Origin of the sequence: Streptomonospora nanhaiensis, assembly GCF_026642255.1 — a bacterium.
GTDB lineage: Bacteria > Actinomycetota > Actinomycetes > Streptosporangiales > Streptosporangiaceae > Nocardiopsis > Nocardiopsis tropica.
The window spans coordinates 3,852,628-3,870,042 of the sequence record NZ_CP113264.1; the positions used below are offsets into that span (position 1 = coordinate 3,852,628).

7 protein-coding genes are annotated in these 17,415 nt (G+C 72.6%); 1 reads left to right on the forward strand and 6 read right to left on the reverse strand.

Annotated features, from left to right (window positions below):
* Positions 1–2 precede the first annotated feature (2 nt).
* The 4 genes from OUQ99_RS16680 to OUQ99_RS16695 all read right to left on the reverse strand — a co-directional run bounded on the left by OUQ99_RS16680 (position 3) and on the right by OUQ99_RS16695 (position 2,750).
* Complete coding sequence (locus tag OUQ99_RS16680) at positions 3–998, reverse strand: YihY/virulence factor BrkB family protein (protein WP_431061424.1); 996 nt, start codon at positions 996–998, stop codon at positions 3–5.
* A gap of 108 nt (positions 999–1,106) precedes the next feature.
* Positions 1,107–1,694: a DUF3618 domain-containing protein gene (locus OUQ99_RS16685; protein ID WP_267944679.1), complete on the reverse strand. Its 588-nt coding sequence runs from the start codon at positions 1,692–1,694 to the stop codon at positions 1,107–1,109.
* Positions 1,670–2,110 carry a phage holin family protein gene (locus tag OUQ99_RS16690; protein ID WP_267944680.1) on the reverse strand — a complete coding sequence of 147 codons (441 nt, stop codon included), beginning with the start codon at positions 2,108–2,110 and terminating at the stop codon, positions 1,670–1,672. Before OUQ99_RS16690 ends, OUQ99_RS16685 begins: the two co-directional genes overlap by 25 nt.
* Before the next feature lies 1 nt (position 2,111).
* Complete coding sequence (locus OUQ99_RS16695; RefSeq protein WP_267944681.1) at positions 2,112–2,750, reverse strand: hypothetical protein; 639 nt, start codon at positions 2,748–2,750, stop codon at positions 2,112–2,114.
* Positions 2,751–3,565: 815 nt separating this feature from the next.
* Between OUQ99_RS16695 and OUQ99_RS16700 the strand changes: the two genes are divergently transcribed.
* Complete coding sequence (locus tag OUQ99_RS16700; protein WP_267944682.1) at positions 3,566–3,799, forward strand: peptidoglycan-binding domain-containing protein; 234 nt, start codon at positions 3,566–3,568, stop codon at positions 3,797–3,799.
* 220 nt (positions 3,800–4,019) lie between these two features.
* Here OUQ99_RS16700 and OUQ99_RS16705 read toward each other — a convergent pair whose 3' ends face one another.
* Together OUQ99_RS16705 and OUQ99_RS16710 are read right to left on the reverse strand one after the other, a co-directional pair.
* Positions 4,020–4,679, reverse strand: coding sequence for a hypothetical protein (locus OUQ99_RS16705; protein ID WP_267944683.1), 660 nt, complete (start codon positions 4,677–4,679; stop codon positions 4,020–4,022).
* Between the two features lie 214 nt (positions 4,680–4,893).
* Positions 4,894–17,364, reverse strand: a complete 12,471-nt coding sequence (locus OUQ99_RS16710) for a hypothetical protein (RefSeq protein ID WP_267944684.1) — start codon at positions 17,362–17,364, stop codon at positions 4,894–4,896.
* Between the last annotated feature and the right edge of the window lie 51 nt (positions 17,365–17,415).

Sequence of the window (17,415 nt, forward strand, 5' to 3'; positions counted from 1 at the left end):
GCTCACGCGCGGCGCCCGGACCGCTTGCCGCCCTCGGCCTTGGGCCGGTCGCGCATCTCCACGTAGGGCTCCTCGCCCGGGGGCTGCCCCGCCTCCTCCGCCCGGCCGCGCTCGATCTCGGCGTTGAACTCCTCGCCCAGCAGGATCGCGATGTTGCTGATCCAGAGCCACACGAGGAAGATCACCACGGCCGCCATGCTCCCGTAGGTCTTGCTGTAGGAGGCGAAGTTGGCGACGTAGAAGGCGAACGCCAGCGAGGCGAGGAGCCAGATCACCACCGCGAGCAGGCTCCCCGGGCTGACCCAGCGGAAGCCGCGCCTGGCGTTGGGCGAGGCCCAGTACAGCAGGGCGATCATGAAGGCCACGACGACCAGCAGCACCGGCCACTTCGCGATGCCCCAGACCGTCACCGCCGTGGGTCCCAGTCCGAGCAGCTGTCCGATCCGCTCGGCGATCCCGCCCGAGGCCGCGACGGCCAGCACGGTGAGGGTCATCAGGACCACGAGCAGCAGGGTGACGCCGACGCGGATGGGCAGCGTCTTCCAGACGGGTCGCCCCTCCGGGACGTCGTAGACGATGTTGGACGCCCGCATGAAGGCGGCGATGTAGCCCGAGGCCGACCACAGGGCGACGGCCAGGCTGATGACGCCGACCAGCCCGGCGACGCCGGCGCTGCCCTGGAGGTTCTCGATGGCGGTCGTCACCAGGCCGGAGACGTCCTGGGGCAGGACGGCCGAGGCGTTCTCGGTCAGCGTCCGCGTGGCTCCCGGCCCCGCGAGGCCGAGCAAAGACACCAGCACCAGCAGTGCCGGGAAGAGCGACAGGATCGCGTAGTAGGTCAGCCCGGCGGCCAGGTCGGTCACGTTGTCCGCGCTGAACTCGCGGAACGTCCTTCGCAGGGAGCCCCACCACGAGGACTTCGACATGCGGGTCGGCGCCGAGGCCTCTCCCGCCGAAGGGTGTCCGCCGCCGGGTTTCTCGTCGCGCTGACGGGCCATCGGCCACTTCCTTCCTCTCCCGCGGGTCCGCCGGAGCCGAGGCCGTGCCCTCCCGGCCCGCCACCGAGGCCGACCGGGTGGGAGCGCGGCGAGGACGCGGCCCGCGGTCTAGGAACCGCGGATCTCCTCCGAGGCGCTCTTGGCCTCGTGCTGGGCCTGCTCACCGGTGGCGTGCGCCTTCTCCGAGGCGCTCTCCTTCAGGTGCTCCCCGGCGCCGCGGGCCGACTCGGTGGCCTGTTCCCTGACCCGGTCCACGGACTCGGAGACGGCCCGTTGGACCGGCTCGATCATCCCGCCCGCACGGTCCTGGACCTGCTGGGCCGCCTGCCGCTCCGCCCTGCTCTCGGAGAGGAGGGAGGCGGCCAGCAGTCCGGCGCCGAAGGCGATCAGGCCCGCGGCGAGCGGGTTGCCCTGGGTCTGCTGGAGGGCCTGTTGGGGAGCCGACCTGACCGCGCCGGCCATCTGGTCGGCGTTCTGCCGGATCGAGCCCCCGGCGGAGTCCCCGCCGGATCCCGGGGACGGCATCGACCCCATGACGCGCTCCTTCATGTCGTGGGCCCTGCGGCGCATCCGGTGGGTGCGCCGGTCGATCACGTTCTTCGGGTTGGCGCGGCTCACCAGACGGTCCGTGTCCTCGGTCAGCTCCGCGCGCGTCCGTTCGATGTCCTGCCTTATCCGGTCGGATGTTTCGCCCATCGGGCATCCTCCTTCAACGTCTCGATGGTGCGGTCGGGCCTGGGGGAGACCTCGCGCATACGGCTGCGCCCCATGAAGAACATGACCGCGCCCGCGATCGCCCACAGCACCGCCACCACCAGGGCCGACCAGCCCAGGCCGATGAGTTCGGCGAGGCCGAACACGGCCGCGAGGCTGAGCAGCACCACCGTCATGTAGCCCGCGAAGCCCGCCCCGCTCAAGAGCCCGGCGGCCTTGCCCGCCTTAACGGCCTCCTCGCGGAGTTCGGCCTTGGCCAGGGCGAGCTCCTGGCGGAACAGCGTCTGGAGGTCGGTGGTCACCTCGCCGACGAGTTCGGCCATGGACCTGTCGTCCTGGACCGGATCCGGCCGGATCCGGTCCCGTGTGCTCGGTGAGGGCCTGGGAACCGTCGCCATGTCAGCCTCCCCCGCTTCCCCGGTCCCGGCCCGGCCCCTCCGAGGCCGCGGTCGGCGGGACCGCCTCGCCCGCCACCGGGTCCCCCTGCCGCGGCAGTGAGGTCCCCCCGCGCCCTTCGACCGCGGGCGTCCCCCGCCCGGAGGCGTCGCCTCCGCCGGATCCCCCCTGGTCGGAGACCGAGGAGGACACCTTGAGGACGCGACCGAGCGCGAACCCGGCCACCGCGGCCCCCACGAGGAACGCCACCGGCCTTCGCCGGGCGAAGTCACGGGCCTCGTCCAGCAGGCCGTCGACTCCCCGCTCGTCCAGGAAGTCCGCGGCCCCGCGGCCGCCGTCGGCGACCTGTCGGACCACGTCCCCCACGGGCGACCCGTCGTCCCCGTGCTCGGCCATGGACCCCAGCTCCTGCGACCACTGCCGCAGGTTGCCCGAGGCCTTCCGGGTCTGGTTGTCGGCCTCCTCCCGGAGGCGGTCCTGCACGTCGCCGACGACGTGCCCCGTCTCCGAGCGGGCCTCTCCGGCGAGGGAACGCGCCTGCTCCTTCGCGGTGGACGCGACCTCGCCCGCCGCCGCGCGAGCGGTGTCGGCCTTCTGGCCGCCACCGCTGTCGGGCCCGCCGGACCCATCCTGCGGGTGCATCACCACAACCTCCTCGGATCGGCTGGTCATGCGTTGGGACGCGCGTACCCCGCGCTCGTGCCGGTACGCACCGGAAGGCCGCGAGTGTGCATTTCTGGACGTTCCTTGCCGTGTTCTTTCCCGCGGGGATGCGGGCCGGTGGCGGGGCGCCGACCCCGAGCAGACCCGGCCCGCCGGGAGCGGGGTCCCGGAAGAACGGTCCGGGGGCGCGCTCCCCCGGCCGGCGATCCCCTGCCGGAGACCGTGGAGGGCCCCGCGGGCCCGGCCCCGGGCGCGGGGGGCTTCCGCCGGGCGCCCGACCGGCGCCCCGCGGGCGTCGGCCCGACCGGCACCGGGCCACCCGGTGCGCCCCACCGGGTGGCCCGCTTGTGCGCCGTTTCGCCGCGCGGGGTAGTAACACACCAGGTCACCGACCCCGACGTGAGGTGGCCCTCACCCCCTCTCCCTCCCTTGGAGGCCCCATGGCCCACGGACTCGCGCACGGTCGGAGGCGCCGTGTGACGAGTCGGACACGGCCGCTCCGACCCGAACCGCGCCACGGTCCGCCCGCGCAGCCCGACGGCGCCCCGAACGGTTCCGGGACCGTGTGCCCCCGGAACCGGCCACGGCACCGCCCCGGCAGGTCCCCCGCCTCCCGGCGCCGGGAGGACGGGCGCCCCGCACGGCCCGCCGCGGGCCGGCACTCCCGCGACGGGGCTCGGCCGCACACGACCCGCCTCCTGCCCGCGGGCGCCGGCCGCGACCGGACCGCGGACGGCGGCGACGACACCACACCGCGGGGCTCCACGGGCCCGCACGCACAGACGGAGAGCGACATGGTCGGACTCAAGCTGAACGACACCGGTGAGCGCGTGAAGTACCTCCAGGAACTGCTCACCTTCGCCGGGTTCCCTCCCGGCGCCATCGACGGCGTCTACGGCGCCAGGACCGCCGACGCGGTCCTCGACTGCAGGAGGAGCGAGGGGTCCAACGCGACCTCCGGGAACTCGATCACCGGCGCCGCGGCCAAGCAGATCCTGACCGCGTTCGTGAGGAGGGTGCCCCGGTAGGGCGCACCGGCCCCGCAGACCGGGGCGGGGGTCGGCAGGACGTCCGGCCCCCGTCCCACGGAAGCCGCCGCCCCTCCCCTGTGTCGAGGCCACCGGGGAGCGGTGCGGCGGCTTCCACCCACGGGCGTCCCCGTCCGTCCCGGGCGGACGGGGGCGCCTCCCGCGTGTCCGCGCGCGGAACCGCTCCGGCTCCCGCGGCCCCGCCCCCGGGCGGGCCCGGTCAGTAGCGGCGGTACACGGCGAGGAAGACCGCCACGTGGCCGACCCGCAGGGCCGCGGCGGCCGACAGGAGCCACCAGGGCAGCGGGGACGGGGGTCCGGCCTGGAGGGAGTCCGAGGGCAGGGGGTCGAGGCGGCCGCGCGGGTCGTAGGTGATCTCCGCCGGCTCCCCCTCCGGCCCCGCGCTGTGCCCCAGGGTCATCTCCGCGGGTCCGCCCGGCGGGCAGTCCAGGGTGTGGTCGTACACGGTGCGGGTGCTGGTCGAGGTGGTGCCGTCCGCGTGGTGTGTGGTGGTCGTGATCGTGCGGGACTCCACGGCGAGCAGTGCGCAGGTCACCTCGACCCCCCGGTCGAGCAGGGTCTCCTCGGTGATCCGGTCCGCGATCGCGGAGGCGCTCCCGAGCAGCAGGAAGCTGACCGCGCCCGCGAAGAAGAACTCCGGCATCCAGTCGAAGCGCATGTAGAGCATCAGCGAGAAGAACCCGCCGCAGAACCCCGCGAGACCGAGTACGAGGGCCAGGAGGTCGCCCGGCCAGCCCCGGCCGTGGGCGTCCAGCCACGCGCTCGCGCAGAGCGCGCCCAGGACGAGGAAGGGGATCGCCGCGGCGACGAGGAGGTCAAGGGCTCCGATGAGCCAGGTGGGGAGGGGGCGAGCGCGCACGGGGACCGTCCGGGGGGTCGGGGACACTGTAGGTCCTTCCCCCCGGCGGGCCGCTCCAAGAGCCGCCGGCCGGAGCGGGCCCGGGGGGCAGGGCGTGCTCCGGGGGAATCCCGTCGCGCGCTTCCCAGAGCCAGGGGGCGGGGCGCTGTTCGCCGGTGGCGGGCGACCAGGCCGGGGTGGGGCCGTCCTCGGCGCCGTTGACGAAGGTCCGGTCCTATGCCGGTGTGTCGGGATGGCCGTACAGGGACATGCCGTCGTGTCTGTCGTCCGAGTCCGGGTTCGAGTCCAGGTCCGGAGCCGGGTCGGTGTCCGCGTCTCGCCGGCCAGGGTCCCGGCCGTCACGGGTGTCTCGGCTGCCCCTGCCGTCTGCGCGCGTGGAGCGGCCGCCGTCCCCGTTCGAACTTCCGCCCTCGTCTTCAAGGTCGTGCCCGGCGCCGGAGTCGCCCCTGTCGTCGGACCGGTCGCCGTTGCTGCCGGACCGGTCTCCGTCACTGCGGCCGTCGCCGCCCCGGACGCCGCCGGAGCGGTCGCCGCTGCTGCCCGGCCCGTCCTCGTCCCGGCCTCCGTCCTTGCCGTCGTCCTCGGGTTCGTTCCTGTCCCGGGGGGCGTCCTCCTCGCGGTTCTCCTCGTTGCCGTCCTTGTTCTCCGACGCGTCCTGGTTCTCGTTCTCGCGCTGTTGCCGTGCCGGGACGGACTCGGACTCCGCAGGGGCCGTCTCGGGGTCCGCCGCCTTCGGGCCCCCGTCGTCGTCGATGACCGGGGCGGGTTCCGCGGTCGCCTCCTCCTCGGAGGGGGTGCGCCCGCTGTCCTGCGCGGAGTTGCCGTCCCCGTCGTCCACGGGACCGTTCAGCTCCTGGTCGAAGAACGCGAACAGGTCGGCCGCCGGGCCGGAGATCAGGGGTGCCTGTTCGGCCGGGGGCGGAGTCGCCTCCTGCGGGGGGACGACCGTCTGCTCCCGGGACGGGGCGGGGGAACCCTCGCCCCCCAGGCCCTCGGAATGGGACCCGGACGGAGCGGTGGGGTTTTCCCCGGGTTCCGGCCGGGCCGGTGGCGCGGTCGCCCGGTCCTGCTCTTGGCCGTCAAGGTCCGGTTCCGTCCCGGTCGGGGCGGGGGAGCGCGGTTCCTCCCGTGCGGTCTCCGTCGGGGGGACGGGCCGGCTCTCAGGAGCGCTGGGGGTCTGTGCCCGGTCGGGGGAACCCTGCGCCGCACGGCCGCCGAACGGGTCGGTGCCGTGCTGGGAGGGTCCGCTCCCGCCCGGTCTGGTCGTGGTCGGCAGCGACCACCGGGCCCTCCACTCCTGCCGCAGGCGGTCCTCCTCCTCCGGTGTGCGCGCCCTGTGCTGCCAGTTGGCCCTCCAGTCCTGCATGGCCCGGAGCCGGTTGTCCCACTCGCTCCGGTCCGGGTCCGTGGAGGGGGCGGGCAGGTCAGGGGTCTGCGGTCGGCGGGGAGCGGGCTGCTCCTCGGAAGCGCGGCCGGTCCGCTCGGGGGAGCTCTGCCGGCCGTGGTCCCCCGTCGGGCCGGTGTCGGCCGGGGACGGCCGGTCGCCCTCGGAAGGGACCGGGCTCGACGAGCGCAGCCGCTCCAGCCGCAGCCGCATGTCCCTGAGTGTGTCCGAGTCCGGCGTGGACGCCTCCGAGAGGGTGTCCTGGTCCGCAGGGAGGTCCGTGCCGTGGTCGGGTCCGGTCCCCGTGTGGAGGGGGAGGCGCTGCCCGTCGAAGGTGAGCACCGCGTCCAGGGCCGCCGCGGCCATCTCCTCCTCGGACGGTGCCGGCTGCGGCCGCTGGTCCCGATCCTCCGCAGGCCGGTCCTGCTGCTGCGGTGCGCTCGGGGCCGTGGAGGGACCGAGCAGGGCGGTGGTGTCGGACTCCGGGGGGAAACGCTGCGCTCCCCGGGCTTCGATCCAGGCGATGTCGTCGGGACCGCCCAGGTCCGCGTCGTACCGGAACCCTTCGGGAACGGCCGGGCCCACCGCCAGGGACCGTTCCATGAGCGATCGCATCAGCTCTCTGCGTTCTTCCCCGCTGAGCGAGGCCGCCTCCGGGTAGTGCCTGTCGAGCCAGCGGGGGCGTGGTGCCTCCTCCTCGTCACCGGCGTCGTACAGGTTCTCCGAGCCGTCCCTCTCGCGCTCGCCCGTGGGGGCGACGACGCCCTCCGGGACGGAGGTGTGGGGCAGGAGCGGAGTGGTGTCGTCCTCCTCGTGGACCTGGACCCGGTAGCTCTCCGGAACCAGGGCGTCCCCGTCGTCGGACTCGTGGTCGAAGGGCTGGCCGGAGTCGGTTCCGGAGTCCTCCCCCGTCCCCGTGAGGGTGATGCCGAAGGTCTCGCCCAGCCTGTCTCGCAGCGCCTGACCGCTGTCGGCCTTCGTGGGCGGCGCACCGTCCTGTCCGGCGGCCGTGCCGTCGCCCCGGCCTGTCGGGTCGGCGGAGGGACCGCCGTCGGCCGGACGCTCGGGGGCCTTGCCCTTGTCGGCGCCGTCGTCGGGGGACGTGCTCTCGGTGAGCGGCGGTCGCACGGCGGGCGTGTCGGTGAATCCCTGGCGCAGGGCGCGCAGGGCGTCGGCCCACTCCCGCAGCGCCGTGTTGAAGGCGCCCAGGTTCTTGTCGTGGGCGTCTTGGAGCTTGTCGTACTCCTCCCGCGCCCTGCGCGCGTCCTCGGCCCTCTGCCCACCGGGGTCGGACCGGGTCTGCCCGGTCCCCTCGGCCCGCTCCGGACCGGAGGGCGCCCCGTCGGCCGCGCCGTCCCGGCCCGAGCCCTCGCCCTGGGCGGCGTCCAGTGCGTTCCGGGTGTCGACGACCTTCGCGGCGGCCTTGTCCAGCGGCTCGCGCGCGTCGAGGTAGTTCTTCTCCGCCGTGGCCAGGGTCTCCTGGGTCTTGGCGATCCGGTCCATCAGCGGCTTGAGGTGGTCGACCCCGTCGGGGGCGATGATGCCGAGCTTGACCGCGTCGCCGTGGGAGATCCAGGTCCGGACCTTGGTGTTCACCTCACCGCGCTGCCACCGTGCGGGCTTCTCCCGGGAGGAGGTGTGCCGGGGCTCCTTGCCGAGCCCGCGGCGCGCCCGGTCGACGGTTGCCCGGCCCATGTCCGCGCTCTTGTGGCCGATGCTCTTCGCCGCTCGCTTGTACCAGGCGCCGCGCAGCTCCGTTTTGGCGCCCACGCCCCACGTGGTGTCGAACTCCACGAGATAGCCGGGGCCGGTGCGGGTGCGGGTCGTCGTGGAGGGGTCCTTGGCCTTGGTGTCCTGGGAGGCGGCGCCGCCCGCGGACGTGCTGTCCCCCGCGCCGGCGGAACCGAAGAGTCCGCCCCGGGGCGGCTGGTCGGTTCCGCCGACCCGCCCGGCGGGCATGTTGTCCAGGTTCGCGGCCAGGGAGTCCGAGGTGCTCTGGGAGGAGGTGACCGTCTGTTCCGACTCCGACGAGTCGCTCAGGCGCACGTCGGGGTTGTAGTCGATGATCTTCCCGGACCTCAGGTCGGGCAGGGCTTGGACGGCCAGCCGCGTCCGGCCCATCTGGATCATCTCGACGCCACCGGGTTCGAGGGCCTGGAGGAAGAGCGACTTGAGGGAGAGCAGGTTGAGGCTGTGGTCGATGGCGTCGTTGCGGACGTTCAGCCCGATCTTGTCCGCGACGAGTGCGCGGGCCTCCTTGACGGCCCCGGGGGTGTAGCGCCCGTCGACGACGGCGTCGGGCGACGGCGTCCAGCCGAGCGACTTGGCCACCACGACATGGGCGATGTCGCGGGGGTCCTGGCCGTCGAGGACGATGGCGGTGGGCATGACCACGGCGTCCCGGATGTCGCGGCCTCCGACCGGACTCCTGCTCGACATCCAGTCCCGCATCATCTGCTCGAGGGACGCGTGGGTGTCCGAGGAGGGGTTCTCCGGGGCCGGTGGAGTCGGGGGGCGGTGGGTGCTCCGGCCTTCGGTGCGGGTGGTCGCGGTGTCGTCGGGGGCGCTCCGGGGCGGGTCATCCGGAGCGGCGCCGGTGCGGTCGGTACCGCTGCCGTCCTGGGTGCTCCGGGGGTCGGCGGCCGTGTCCCGGTCGAGCGGGGCCCGGTCGCCGGGTGGGGCTGGGCGGTCGTCGCCGGAGGTGTCCGTGGAGCCGTCCGCCCCGTCCCCCGCGCGGGGCAGGTCGATGGAGAAGGCCGGGTAGAGGGCCTTGACCGTGCCCGAGTCGCCCTCGCCCCGGAAGCTGCGCCGTTCGTCCTTCTCCAGCCCCTCCCAGGCCAGGGTGTTGGAGAAGCCCTGCTTCTCGGGGATCTCCAGGTCGATGGTGAGCCGGCTGTCCATGGACGTCTTGGCGTAGGGGATGTCCATCGACACCTGCACGGTCCGCTTGCCCGAGTCCTTGACGGCGACGCCCTCGCTGTGGGCCCTGGCCCCGGACTGGTCGCTGAACACGCCCATCATCGTCGGGCGGCTCGCCGGCCCCGGTTCCCCGCTCGACGGCTGGCCGCCTTCGCTATGGGGCAGCGGCGGCATGACCGCCTCCTGGACACCCGCGCCGGCACTGCCGGAGCGCTCCTGCTGCCCCTTGTTGCCGGTCTCCAGGGTCTGCTGCTGTTTGAAGAGGGTCTTGCCGCCGATGTAGTCGACCTGTGTGTTGCTCGTGTCCAGCTTCAGGTTCACGACGGCGTCGAAGGAGACCGGTGTGGTCGACGTGGTGTTGCCCTTGAAGACCGAGTGGCCGACGGGCTTGATCCGCACCGCGAGCGGGGGCCCGGAATTGGGGCGCAGGCCCCGGTACGAGGTCAGCGCGTCCAGGATGTCGGACTGGGATTTCCCGGTCAGTTCCCAGCCCGACGCGGCGAGCTCGTCGGCGAGGTCCTTGAGGGCCTCGTCCGCGGAGGGGGGCCTCATGAACTTCCCGGAGTCCTCCGCGCCCGGACGCACCCGCGCCTGCCCGGGGCGCTCCGGCTCGGGCTGGGGGGCCGTCGACAGGGTACCGTCGGCCTCCTCCACGACCCTGTCCTCCACCAGGCCCGACTGCTGGGCGTCGCGGACGTGGAGCAGCCCCCGGGTGAGGTCGTGGAGGTGGGCCTGCCAGCCGCGATAGCGCGGGGAGTGGGGGACGGGAGGTCCGTGGCGCAGGTTCCTGGAGAACTCGACGGCCTGCTTGATGAGACCCGAGGCGTGGAACTTGTACGACTTGTTGATCCCGGGACTGAACCCGATCGTCTCCGAGAACTTCTGCGAGGGCTTGTCGCTGACGGTCCAGTCGTAGATGCTCTTGCCCAGCGCGGGGCCGAGGTGGACCTGCGGGTCGGAGGCGGAGTCGGGCGCCTCGGAGTGCCGGGCGCCGCCGGCGGTCGGCTCCGCCGGGTTGGGGTTGTACCGGCCTCCGCCCGCCCCCTGGACGGTCAGGTCCTTCTTCGTCGAGGTGTTCGTGGACACCTCGTGGCTGGTCTTGTCCTCCCAGCTCAGCGCGGCGTCGGACTGTTCGAGGCGGGTGATCGCCCCGAGCTCGTACCTGGTCGCCGACGTGATGCGCGCGTTGTGGCCGGAACGCAGGTCACCGGTCATGTCGGTGTTCGCCCGCAGGCCGGTGGAGCTGTACGTCTGCGGGTTGTTGCGGACGTTGTCCTCGGAGAGGACGTGCTCCATGTACTGCCTGTTGCCCTCGGACCTGGTCAGGTAGGAGCGCAGCTTCTTCAGGTTGCGTTCGAGGCTCAGCTCTTCCAGATAGCTCTTGAACCGCTGGAAGTCCGACTGCTTGCCGGGCCCGTTCGTGTCCCAGGGAGCGCGGTTGGGGAAGTTCCCGTAGAACGCCTCGACCAGGCTGTTGACCTGACCGTCCTCGGTCGTGAACGTGGTGGCGGCGTATTCGAACGTGGCCCCTGTGTCCAGGACGGTGTCCGCCTGCCGCTGCTCCTTCGTCCGCTGGTCGGTGGTGTCGGTGCCGTCGGTCTGAGCGGTCGTGTCCGGCTGCGGGGTCGTTCGCCGGTCGGCGTCGGTCCGGTCGGTGGGGGCCCGGCCCCGGTCGGTGCCGTCCGACTCGGTGTGGAAGCGGTTCGCGAACCGCTTCGTCGCGCGCACCAGTCCTCCCGGGCGCTGCCGGACGTTTCCGGGGGCCGCCGTCGTGAAGCCCCGGAGCATGTTCTCGGCATCCTCCGACGGCATCGGGGTGATCACGACGACCTCGGGGCTGCCGGGCTCCCGGCTCCGGCCCGCCCCGGTCCCGCCCTGGTTCCCCTGCGGTGTGCCGCCTTGGGAAGGGGTGTCCGCGGGACGGCCTCCGTCGTCCGCGGTGTCGCTCGCCTTCGTGCGGAACGGCCTCAGGAACCGGTCCCGCCGCCGGTCGGACCGCTCCGGCCGTTCACCGGAGGCCTTCGGATCCGCCGTGGTCCGGCCCTGGGGGGTGTCCTTCTGCTGCTCAGGCCGGACCTGCTCGGCCCGGGCGGCGTCGGAGGCCGTCTTGGGGGTTTCCCCGGTGAAGAGCGTCTCGACGGGGTCGAACAGCGCGATCCCGCGTTCGGACACCGGTTTGGTCTTCGCGTCGGGCTTGGCCATGCCGATGTCGTCGTGCTCGTACAGCCGGGCCGAGATCATCGCCGTCGCTGTCCAGGTGTCGACGGTGTCCTCGGGATAGCTGACACCGTGCTCGCTCTGGACCTTGGTGCTCAGGTTCTGTGAGCCCGACTTCGTCTTGCTCAACGTGGTGGAGGCGGAGGCCCTACCCGACCGGGGCGCATACCCGTTCGCGTCCGCCGCTCCGGTCTCGCGGGCGTAGGCGCCGGACGTGCCCTTCGCCGTGCTGCGATCCTGGGTGCCGGTACCGCTGCTGTAGGAGGAGGCGCCACCGTACTTGAAGGAGAGCTCCTTCTTGCCGTCCTTGCTCTCCTGGTCGTCCTTGTCGTCCTTGCTCTCCTGGTCGTCCTTGTCGTCCTTGCGCTTCTCGCCGCCCTTGCCGTTCTGGCCTTCCTCCCCGCCTCCGCTGTGACGCACGTCCGAGAAGTCGGCTCGGATACGCAGGGTGATGGTCGGGGCGTGCAGAAGGTAGGTGCCCGTCGACTTGCCCGAGGAGGCGCCGGTTCTCGCGGTCTCGGTCAGGGTGACGGAGATCCCGTTGTCCCTCAAGGAGTCGAGCCCGCCGAGGAACCCGGCGTCGGAGATCGCCTTCTCGATCTTGGCGGTGTTGGATTCGGCGGTCCTCAGGTCGCGGCTGAGCAGCCTCTGGCTGCGCAGCACCTCCGCGAAGCTGCGCGATCCCTCCCCCGGCGGACGGTTGAAGTTCTTGGAGTCGCTGGTGATGCCGGGCATGACCAGGCCGGGCCGGTGCTTGGCGATGCCGGTCAGCACCTGGTACAGGATCTGGTCGTAGACCGTGCGCTGCGGGGCTTTGCCCTGGCCGTGGTAGAGGTCGCTTTCGGGCCAGGTGAAGTCCTTCGGCACGATCTCGCGCGGGAGTGCGGTGCGGTCCTCTCCCGTCCGCTCGCGCCGGGAGTCCTGTGCGTCCGGGGCCGGCGTGCCCGTCGGATCGGCTCCGGTGCCGTCGGTCCGGGTGTTCGGGCCGGGGGCCGTCTCAGGGGTCTCGGGGGTGCTCCGGTCCCGGGAGGCGTCGGTCTCTGCGCCGTGGTCGTCGGTGGTCCTTTCCTGACCGTCGGCGTCCCCCTCGCCCGCGGGGTCCGGGGGCGTCTGGCCGCTGATGGTCCACGCGTCCGCGTCGGTGAGGATCTCCAGACTGGTGCCCGTGAGCCTGTGCGGCTCCGGATCCCCCTGGAAGTGCACGTAGTAGTTGCGCGTGACCTCGTAGACGCCCGAACCGGCCCTGTCCGTGGAGGTGCGCTTGACCGAGCCGGAGTTACCGGTTCCGCTCTCCTGCGTCGAGCGGTGCCGCTGGCCTCCCTCGCCGGACACGATGTCGAACCGGACGCCGTGGTTCGTCCCGGGAAAGCCGACGTCGAGGCCGACGCCCCCTCCCCCGGTCCCACCCGTGATCTTGTGCTTCTGCAACGAGGAGGAGGCCTCGTGCTCGGATTTGGCGGAGCGGTTCTGTCCGCCCTCGGGGAGGCTCGACGGCTTGGCGACGTAGGAGATCGGGATCGACCTGATCGTCACGCGACGTTGTTCGCCATCGGGGGTGGTCAGGGTGATGGCGTGTGCTTTCCGCGTCGACTTGGGCAGCACCTCCAGCATCACTTCGTCGGAGAACTTCTTCTTCGTCTGGTTCTGGACGTGCTCCAGGAGCTGTTGCCGTCGTTCCTTGCTGACGGAGGGAAGCAGGTGGCGGGCGGCACGCTTGAACCGCCCCGGGCCGGAATCGGGGGGCGCCACCTTGTCGGCCACCCAGCCGGCCAGGGAAGGGACGTCCTGGGTCTCCTCCCCGTTCTTCCCCGTCCGTTCCCGGAAGCCCCCCAGGCTGATGGGCTGGCCGTTGGCCACGTTCGCGTGGGGGGTCCTGGCGGGGGGAGTGCCGTCCTTCCGGACGGGACCGCCGCTCAGGGGATCGGACAGGGTGATCGTCGCGGGGCCCTTGTGCGGGGTGACCTTGCCGGGCAGGATCAGCGCGAGCCCGTTGGACGAGTGCGTCCGCCGCTGCACCCGGGGGTTCGCTTCGGTGGCGTTCCCCTCCTTCGGCGGTGCGGGCGTTCGCTCCCGGCCCGAGGCACCCCGGGCCTCAGGGGACCGGTCCGTCGACGGCGCCGTCCCGTCCTTCGAGGCGGTGTCCGGTGTCGGGGAGGACGTCGTCGGCGGTGAGGTCCGCTCCAGGACGAAGTCCATCCCCAGGTCCGCGGCGTAGACCTCCGGGGTGCCCGTGGCCTCGTAGCCCATGGCGGACTCGAAGGTGACGGTCGTGCTGGCCGCGGTCTGCCGCTGACGCGTGGAGCTGGTGAAGCTGAAGATCGCCCGCGGGCCGACGTCGCCGACGCCGGTTGCGCCGAGCATGAGCGGCGAGAGGGTGAAGCCGAGGTTCAAGGCCTTGTTGCCGCCGTGTCCGCCGCTGCCCTCGAAGGCGGCGCTGTTACCCACCTCGGCGGCCATCTTGGCCTGGGGGGTCTTCGTGCCCGGGGCGGCCTCCGAGGAGGCGTGGTAGAAGTTGCCCTCCGGCAGGGTCAGCTTCACCTGGGCCGTCCAGACGGAGCCGTCGTCCCCCTTCACCTCCGTGGAGTATCCGTCGGGTGTGAAGAAGGTGGACATGTTCTTGTCCTGCTGGGCGGCGATCCGGTCACGGACCTCGTCGCGCACGCTGTCGGGGGCCGTCACATCGTCGTTCCCGAGCGTGCCGTCCACGAACGCGTCGAGGTGCTGGGCGTGGACCATGCTGGCGTTCACCAGGGACGAGTTCAGGAGGTACCCGATGTCGTGCGGCGTGCTCCGGTCCGAGACCACCATCCCGGCGTAGTCGGGGTCCGGTTCGGGAGCCGGCTCGGTCTCCGGAGCCCGGTCCCGGGACGTCCCCGTGGCATCGGTGCCGCCGTGCTCCGCGGGGGCCTGCTCCTGATCCGTGTCGCGCTCGCGTGAGGGATCGTCCCCGCCGCCGTCCTCGGTCGGGGTCTTCTCGGCGCCCTCGGGCTCGGGGGTGTTCTCCGTCTTCGCGACGTTCGGGGTGTCGTGGCGCTCCTGGGGGTCGGGGGCCGGAGCGCTGTCGGTGCTCTTCTCCCCGTCCTGCTGCTTGTCGTCCTGGCCGTCGGCGGAGGACTCCTCCGGAGCGGGCTCGTCGTCCGCCTGCTTCTCGTCCCCGCCCTCCTCACCGTCCTTCTTATCGTCCCTGTCGTCCTGGCCGTCGGTTTCGTCGTTGTTCTGGTCCTGGAAGTGGTCTTCCTGGTCGTCGCGCCTGTCTCCGCCGTCACCGGAGCGGTCGCCGCCCTGCTCACCGGTCCGGTCCCCGCCCTCTCCGGTCCGCTCCTTGTCGCTGTCCTGGGTTCGGTCGTCGTCGCGGGAGGCGTCCTCGCCGCGCTGGTCGGGCTGTTCTCCGTCGCGGTCGGAGGGAGTGCGCCCGGTGTCCTCCGTGTCCTGGGGCGGTCCGCTCACGGTTGTGGTGTCGGTGTCGTGCAGGCCGTCGCTCTCGGTGACGGGAGACGGGGGCAGCGGGACCTCGGCCGGTGAGGTCTGCTGTTCGGGGGCAGGTGCGGTGTCGGGTGCGGTGTGGGGGGACGCCCGCTGTTCGTCCGTCGAGTTGTCCGGGTTGTTCTGGCCGGTGGTCTCGGTCTCCGGAGCGGGCGGTGCGCCCTCGGTGACGACCTGGGAAGTGTCGTTGGCGGTCGACCGCTGCTGTGACGGGTCCGAGGCGCGGGTGTCGCCGGTGTTCTGGGACGGACGTCCACCGCTGTTGCGCTCGGTGGGTGTGGAGCGCTGGTTGTTGTCGGTGGCCGAACTCTGCGGTGTGGTCGCGGGCGGTGGAGCTGCTTGGCCGATCGGCGCGGCCACGAGGGGAGGGGCGGTGTGCTGCTCGGGGGCGGGGGTGGAGCGGTCGGCCTGGTTCGTGTTGCCGGTGTCGGGTGTGGTCTGTTCGGTGCCGGGAGGCGGGACCGTCATCGGGTTGTCGGGGACGATGGCGTTGAGGAAGTTGACGGTCAGGGGGCCGTCGTTCATCCCGGGGTGGAAGAGGTCGCTGCCCAGGCCGGGGTGTTTGACCTCGGTGGTGGCGAAGGGGTCCTTGCCGGTGTCGGGGTAGGGGGTGCGGGCGTCCTCGTCCTGGTGGACGCGGACGGTGTCGTGGTTGTTCAGGTCGTGGTCGTCGGCGTCGCCGAACTCGGAGCCGTCGTCGCCGAACTCCGAACCGGAGTCGGAGTCGGTGTCGCTGACCAGGTCGGGGACGTCGTCGATGTCGGAGGAGTCGTCGCGGCCGGTGTCGCGTGAGGCGGTGGCCGGGGGACCGTCGCGGTCGGGCCGCCCGTCCTGCCCCCGATCGGGGCCGTTGTCGCGGTCGTCCTCCCACCGGGGTCCCTCGCCGCCGCGGTCGCGGTCGGGGCCGGGGACGTGGTCGCCGCCCCGGCCGGGGTCCTCGTCCCCGCCCGCCCACGGGCCGGGGGCCTGGGGGCCGGTGGGGTTGCCGTTGCGGTTGCCGGCGGCGTTGCTCTCGGTCCGGGGCGGTTCGGGCTCGGACAGGTCGGGTTTGTCCTTGTTGCTGAACAGGTCCAGGCCGTGCAGGATGCCGTCGGTGGCGCCTTGTTGGATGCCGGCCTGGGTGGCGCCGGCGGTGGCGGAGTAGCCGGAGGCCTCCCAGCCGCGTCCGTCGGCCAGGCTGCCCAGGCCCTCGCCGAGGTAGCCCTCGAGTGCTCCGGTGCCGATGCTGCCGCCGACCTGTTGGGTGTAGGCGCCGGTGGTGGAGAAGTACTCGCCCAGGGGTTTTTGCAGGTTGACGGGGACGTCGGCGAGGTGGTCGCGCATGTGCGGGGGCAGGCGGTCGCCGATGGTGTCGCGCAGGTGCCGGCCCAGGTCGGGGTCGTTCCAGTGGCGGGCCAGGGTGGCGGCGTAGTCGCGTCCCAGGTCGCGCGCTGCCGCCTCGCCCAGGTGGTCGCCGAAGTTGCGGGCGAAGAGGTCGGCGAAGTCCTGGCGTGCTGCGGCGGCCTTGGTCGCGTTGTCGAAGGCTCCGGCGCCGACGGGGCTGGCGGGGTTGTAGGGGGTGAGGAACTCGTCGTTGTGGCGGCCGAACACCTCGGCCAGGTCCTTGTTCAGCGACGGGGGAGCCGGTGGGGTGTCCCGGGGCGCGGGTGTGGTGCCCGGGGTGTCCTTGGGCGCGGGGGAGTCCGGGCCCCGGTCGGGGTTGACCGGCGGGTCGTCCTTGGGTCGGGTGGGGGGTCCGTCGGGACCGCCACCGCCGCCGGGTGGTGGCGGGGTGTCGGTGTCGCGGTTGAGCGGTGGCGGGTCGTCCCGGACCGGCCCGGCAGGGGGGCCGTCGGGGGGACCGGTGGGCGGTCCGGGCGGGGGTCCGTCGGGGCTCTCGCGCAGGGGCGGGCCGGCCGGGGGCGGCCCGCCGGGCCCGTCGGGTCCGGTGCGGACCAGGGGTGGCGGGTCGGGCAGGAGTTTGAGGTCGGTGAGGCCTTTGCTGAACAGGTCGGACAGGTGTTTGCTGAAGAGCCCGTCCATGCCGGCGGAGAAGACCGCGGAGAGCACGCCCTCGATCGCGGCGCCCTTGTGGGCGCTCGCGGTCAGGTTGTGGTCGCGGTGGTGGCGGGTGCCGCGTCCGATCTGGATGCGCTGGATGATGCTGTCCATGCTCGCGAAGATCTGGCTGATGATCTGGTGGCCGGGCACGGTGATGAGCAGCCAGGTCAGGATGCGGCGCATGGCCAGGCTGCGGATGGCCTTGAAGATCGGGATCCACTTGAGGGAGGCGCCGAAGGTGAACTTGGCCATGGCGATGGCCCAGGCGATCTCGGCCAGGAGCTGGACGAACTGGCCGATGACCATCATGTGCATGTACTCGACGTTGGCGCGGGCCTTGAAGAGTTCGGCGGACATGACGGTGGAGTTGTCGCGGGCCGAGCCGACGTAGTTGTTCTCGCCTCTGGTGAACTGGTCCAGGGAGCGTTCGTAGCGGTCGGCGGTGTGGCCGTCGAAGTGGCGGCGGGCGTGTTTGCGGCTGAGGTCGAACAGGTCCTCGAGCACGGCCAGGCGTTGGTCCAGGGCGGTGTAGATCTCCGAGGCGCGGCCGAGGTTGGCGATGCCGGCTCTGGGGACCTGGATGCCGGTGAGGACCTCGATCGCTTTGCGTGAGGAGTCGGACATGTTGTGGTCCAACGGCATACACGACTCCTCCTTCTACCTCCTGTGCCACTTTGCAGCCACGCACGCAGT

Bases quoted from the DNA above. Each gene is read 5' to 3' on its own strand.
- OUQ99_RS16680 (WP_431061424.1), bottom strand. From the start codon at position 998: ATGGCCCGTCAGCGCGACGAGAAACCCGGCGGCGGACACCCTTCGGCG.
- OUQ99_RS16685 (WP_267944679.1), bottom strand. From the start codon at position 1,694: ATGGGCGAAACATCCGACCGGATAAGGCAGGACATCGAACGGACGCGC.
- OUQ99_RS16700 (WP_267944682.1), top strand. From the start codon at position 3,566: ATGGTCGGACTCAAGCTGAACGACACCGGTGAGCGCGTGAAGTACCTC.
- OUQ99_RS16710 (WP_267944684.1), bottom strand. From the start codon at position 17,364: ATGCCGTTGGACCACAACATGTCCGACTCCTCACGCAAAGCGATCGAG.
- OUQ99_RS16690 (WP_267944680.1), bottom strand. From the start codon at position 2,110: ATGGCGACGGTTCCCAGGCCCTCACCGAGCACACGGGACCGGATCCGG.
- OUQ99_RS16695 (WP_267944681.1), bottom strand. From the start codon at position 2,750: ATGCACCCGCAGGATGGGTCCGGCGGGCCCGACAGCGGTGGCGGCCAG.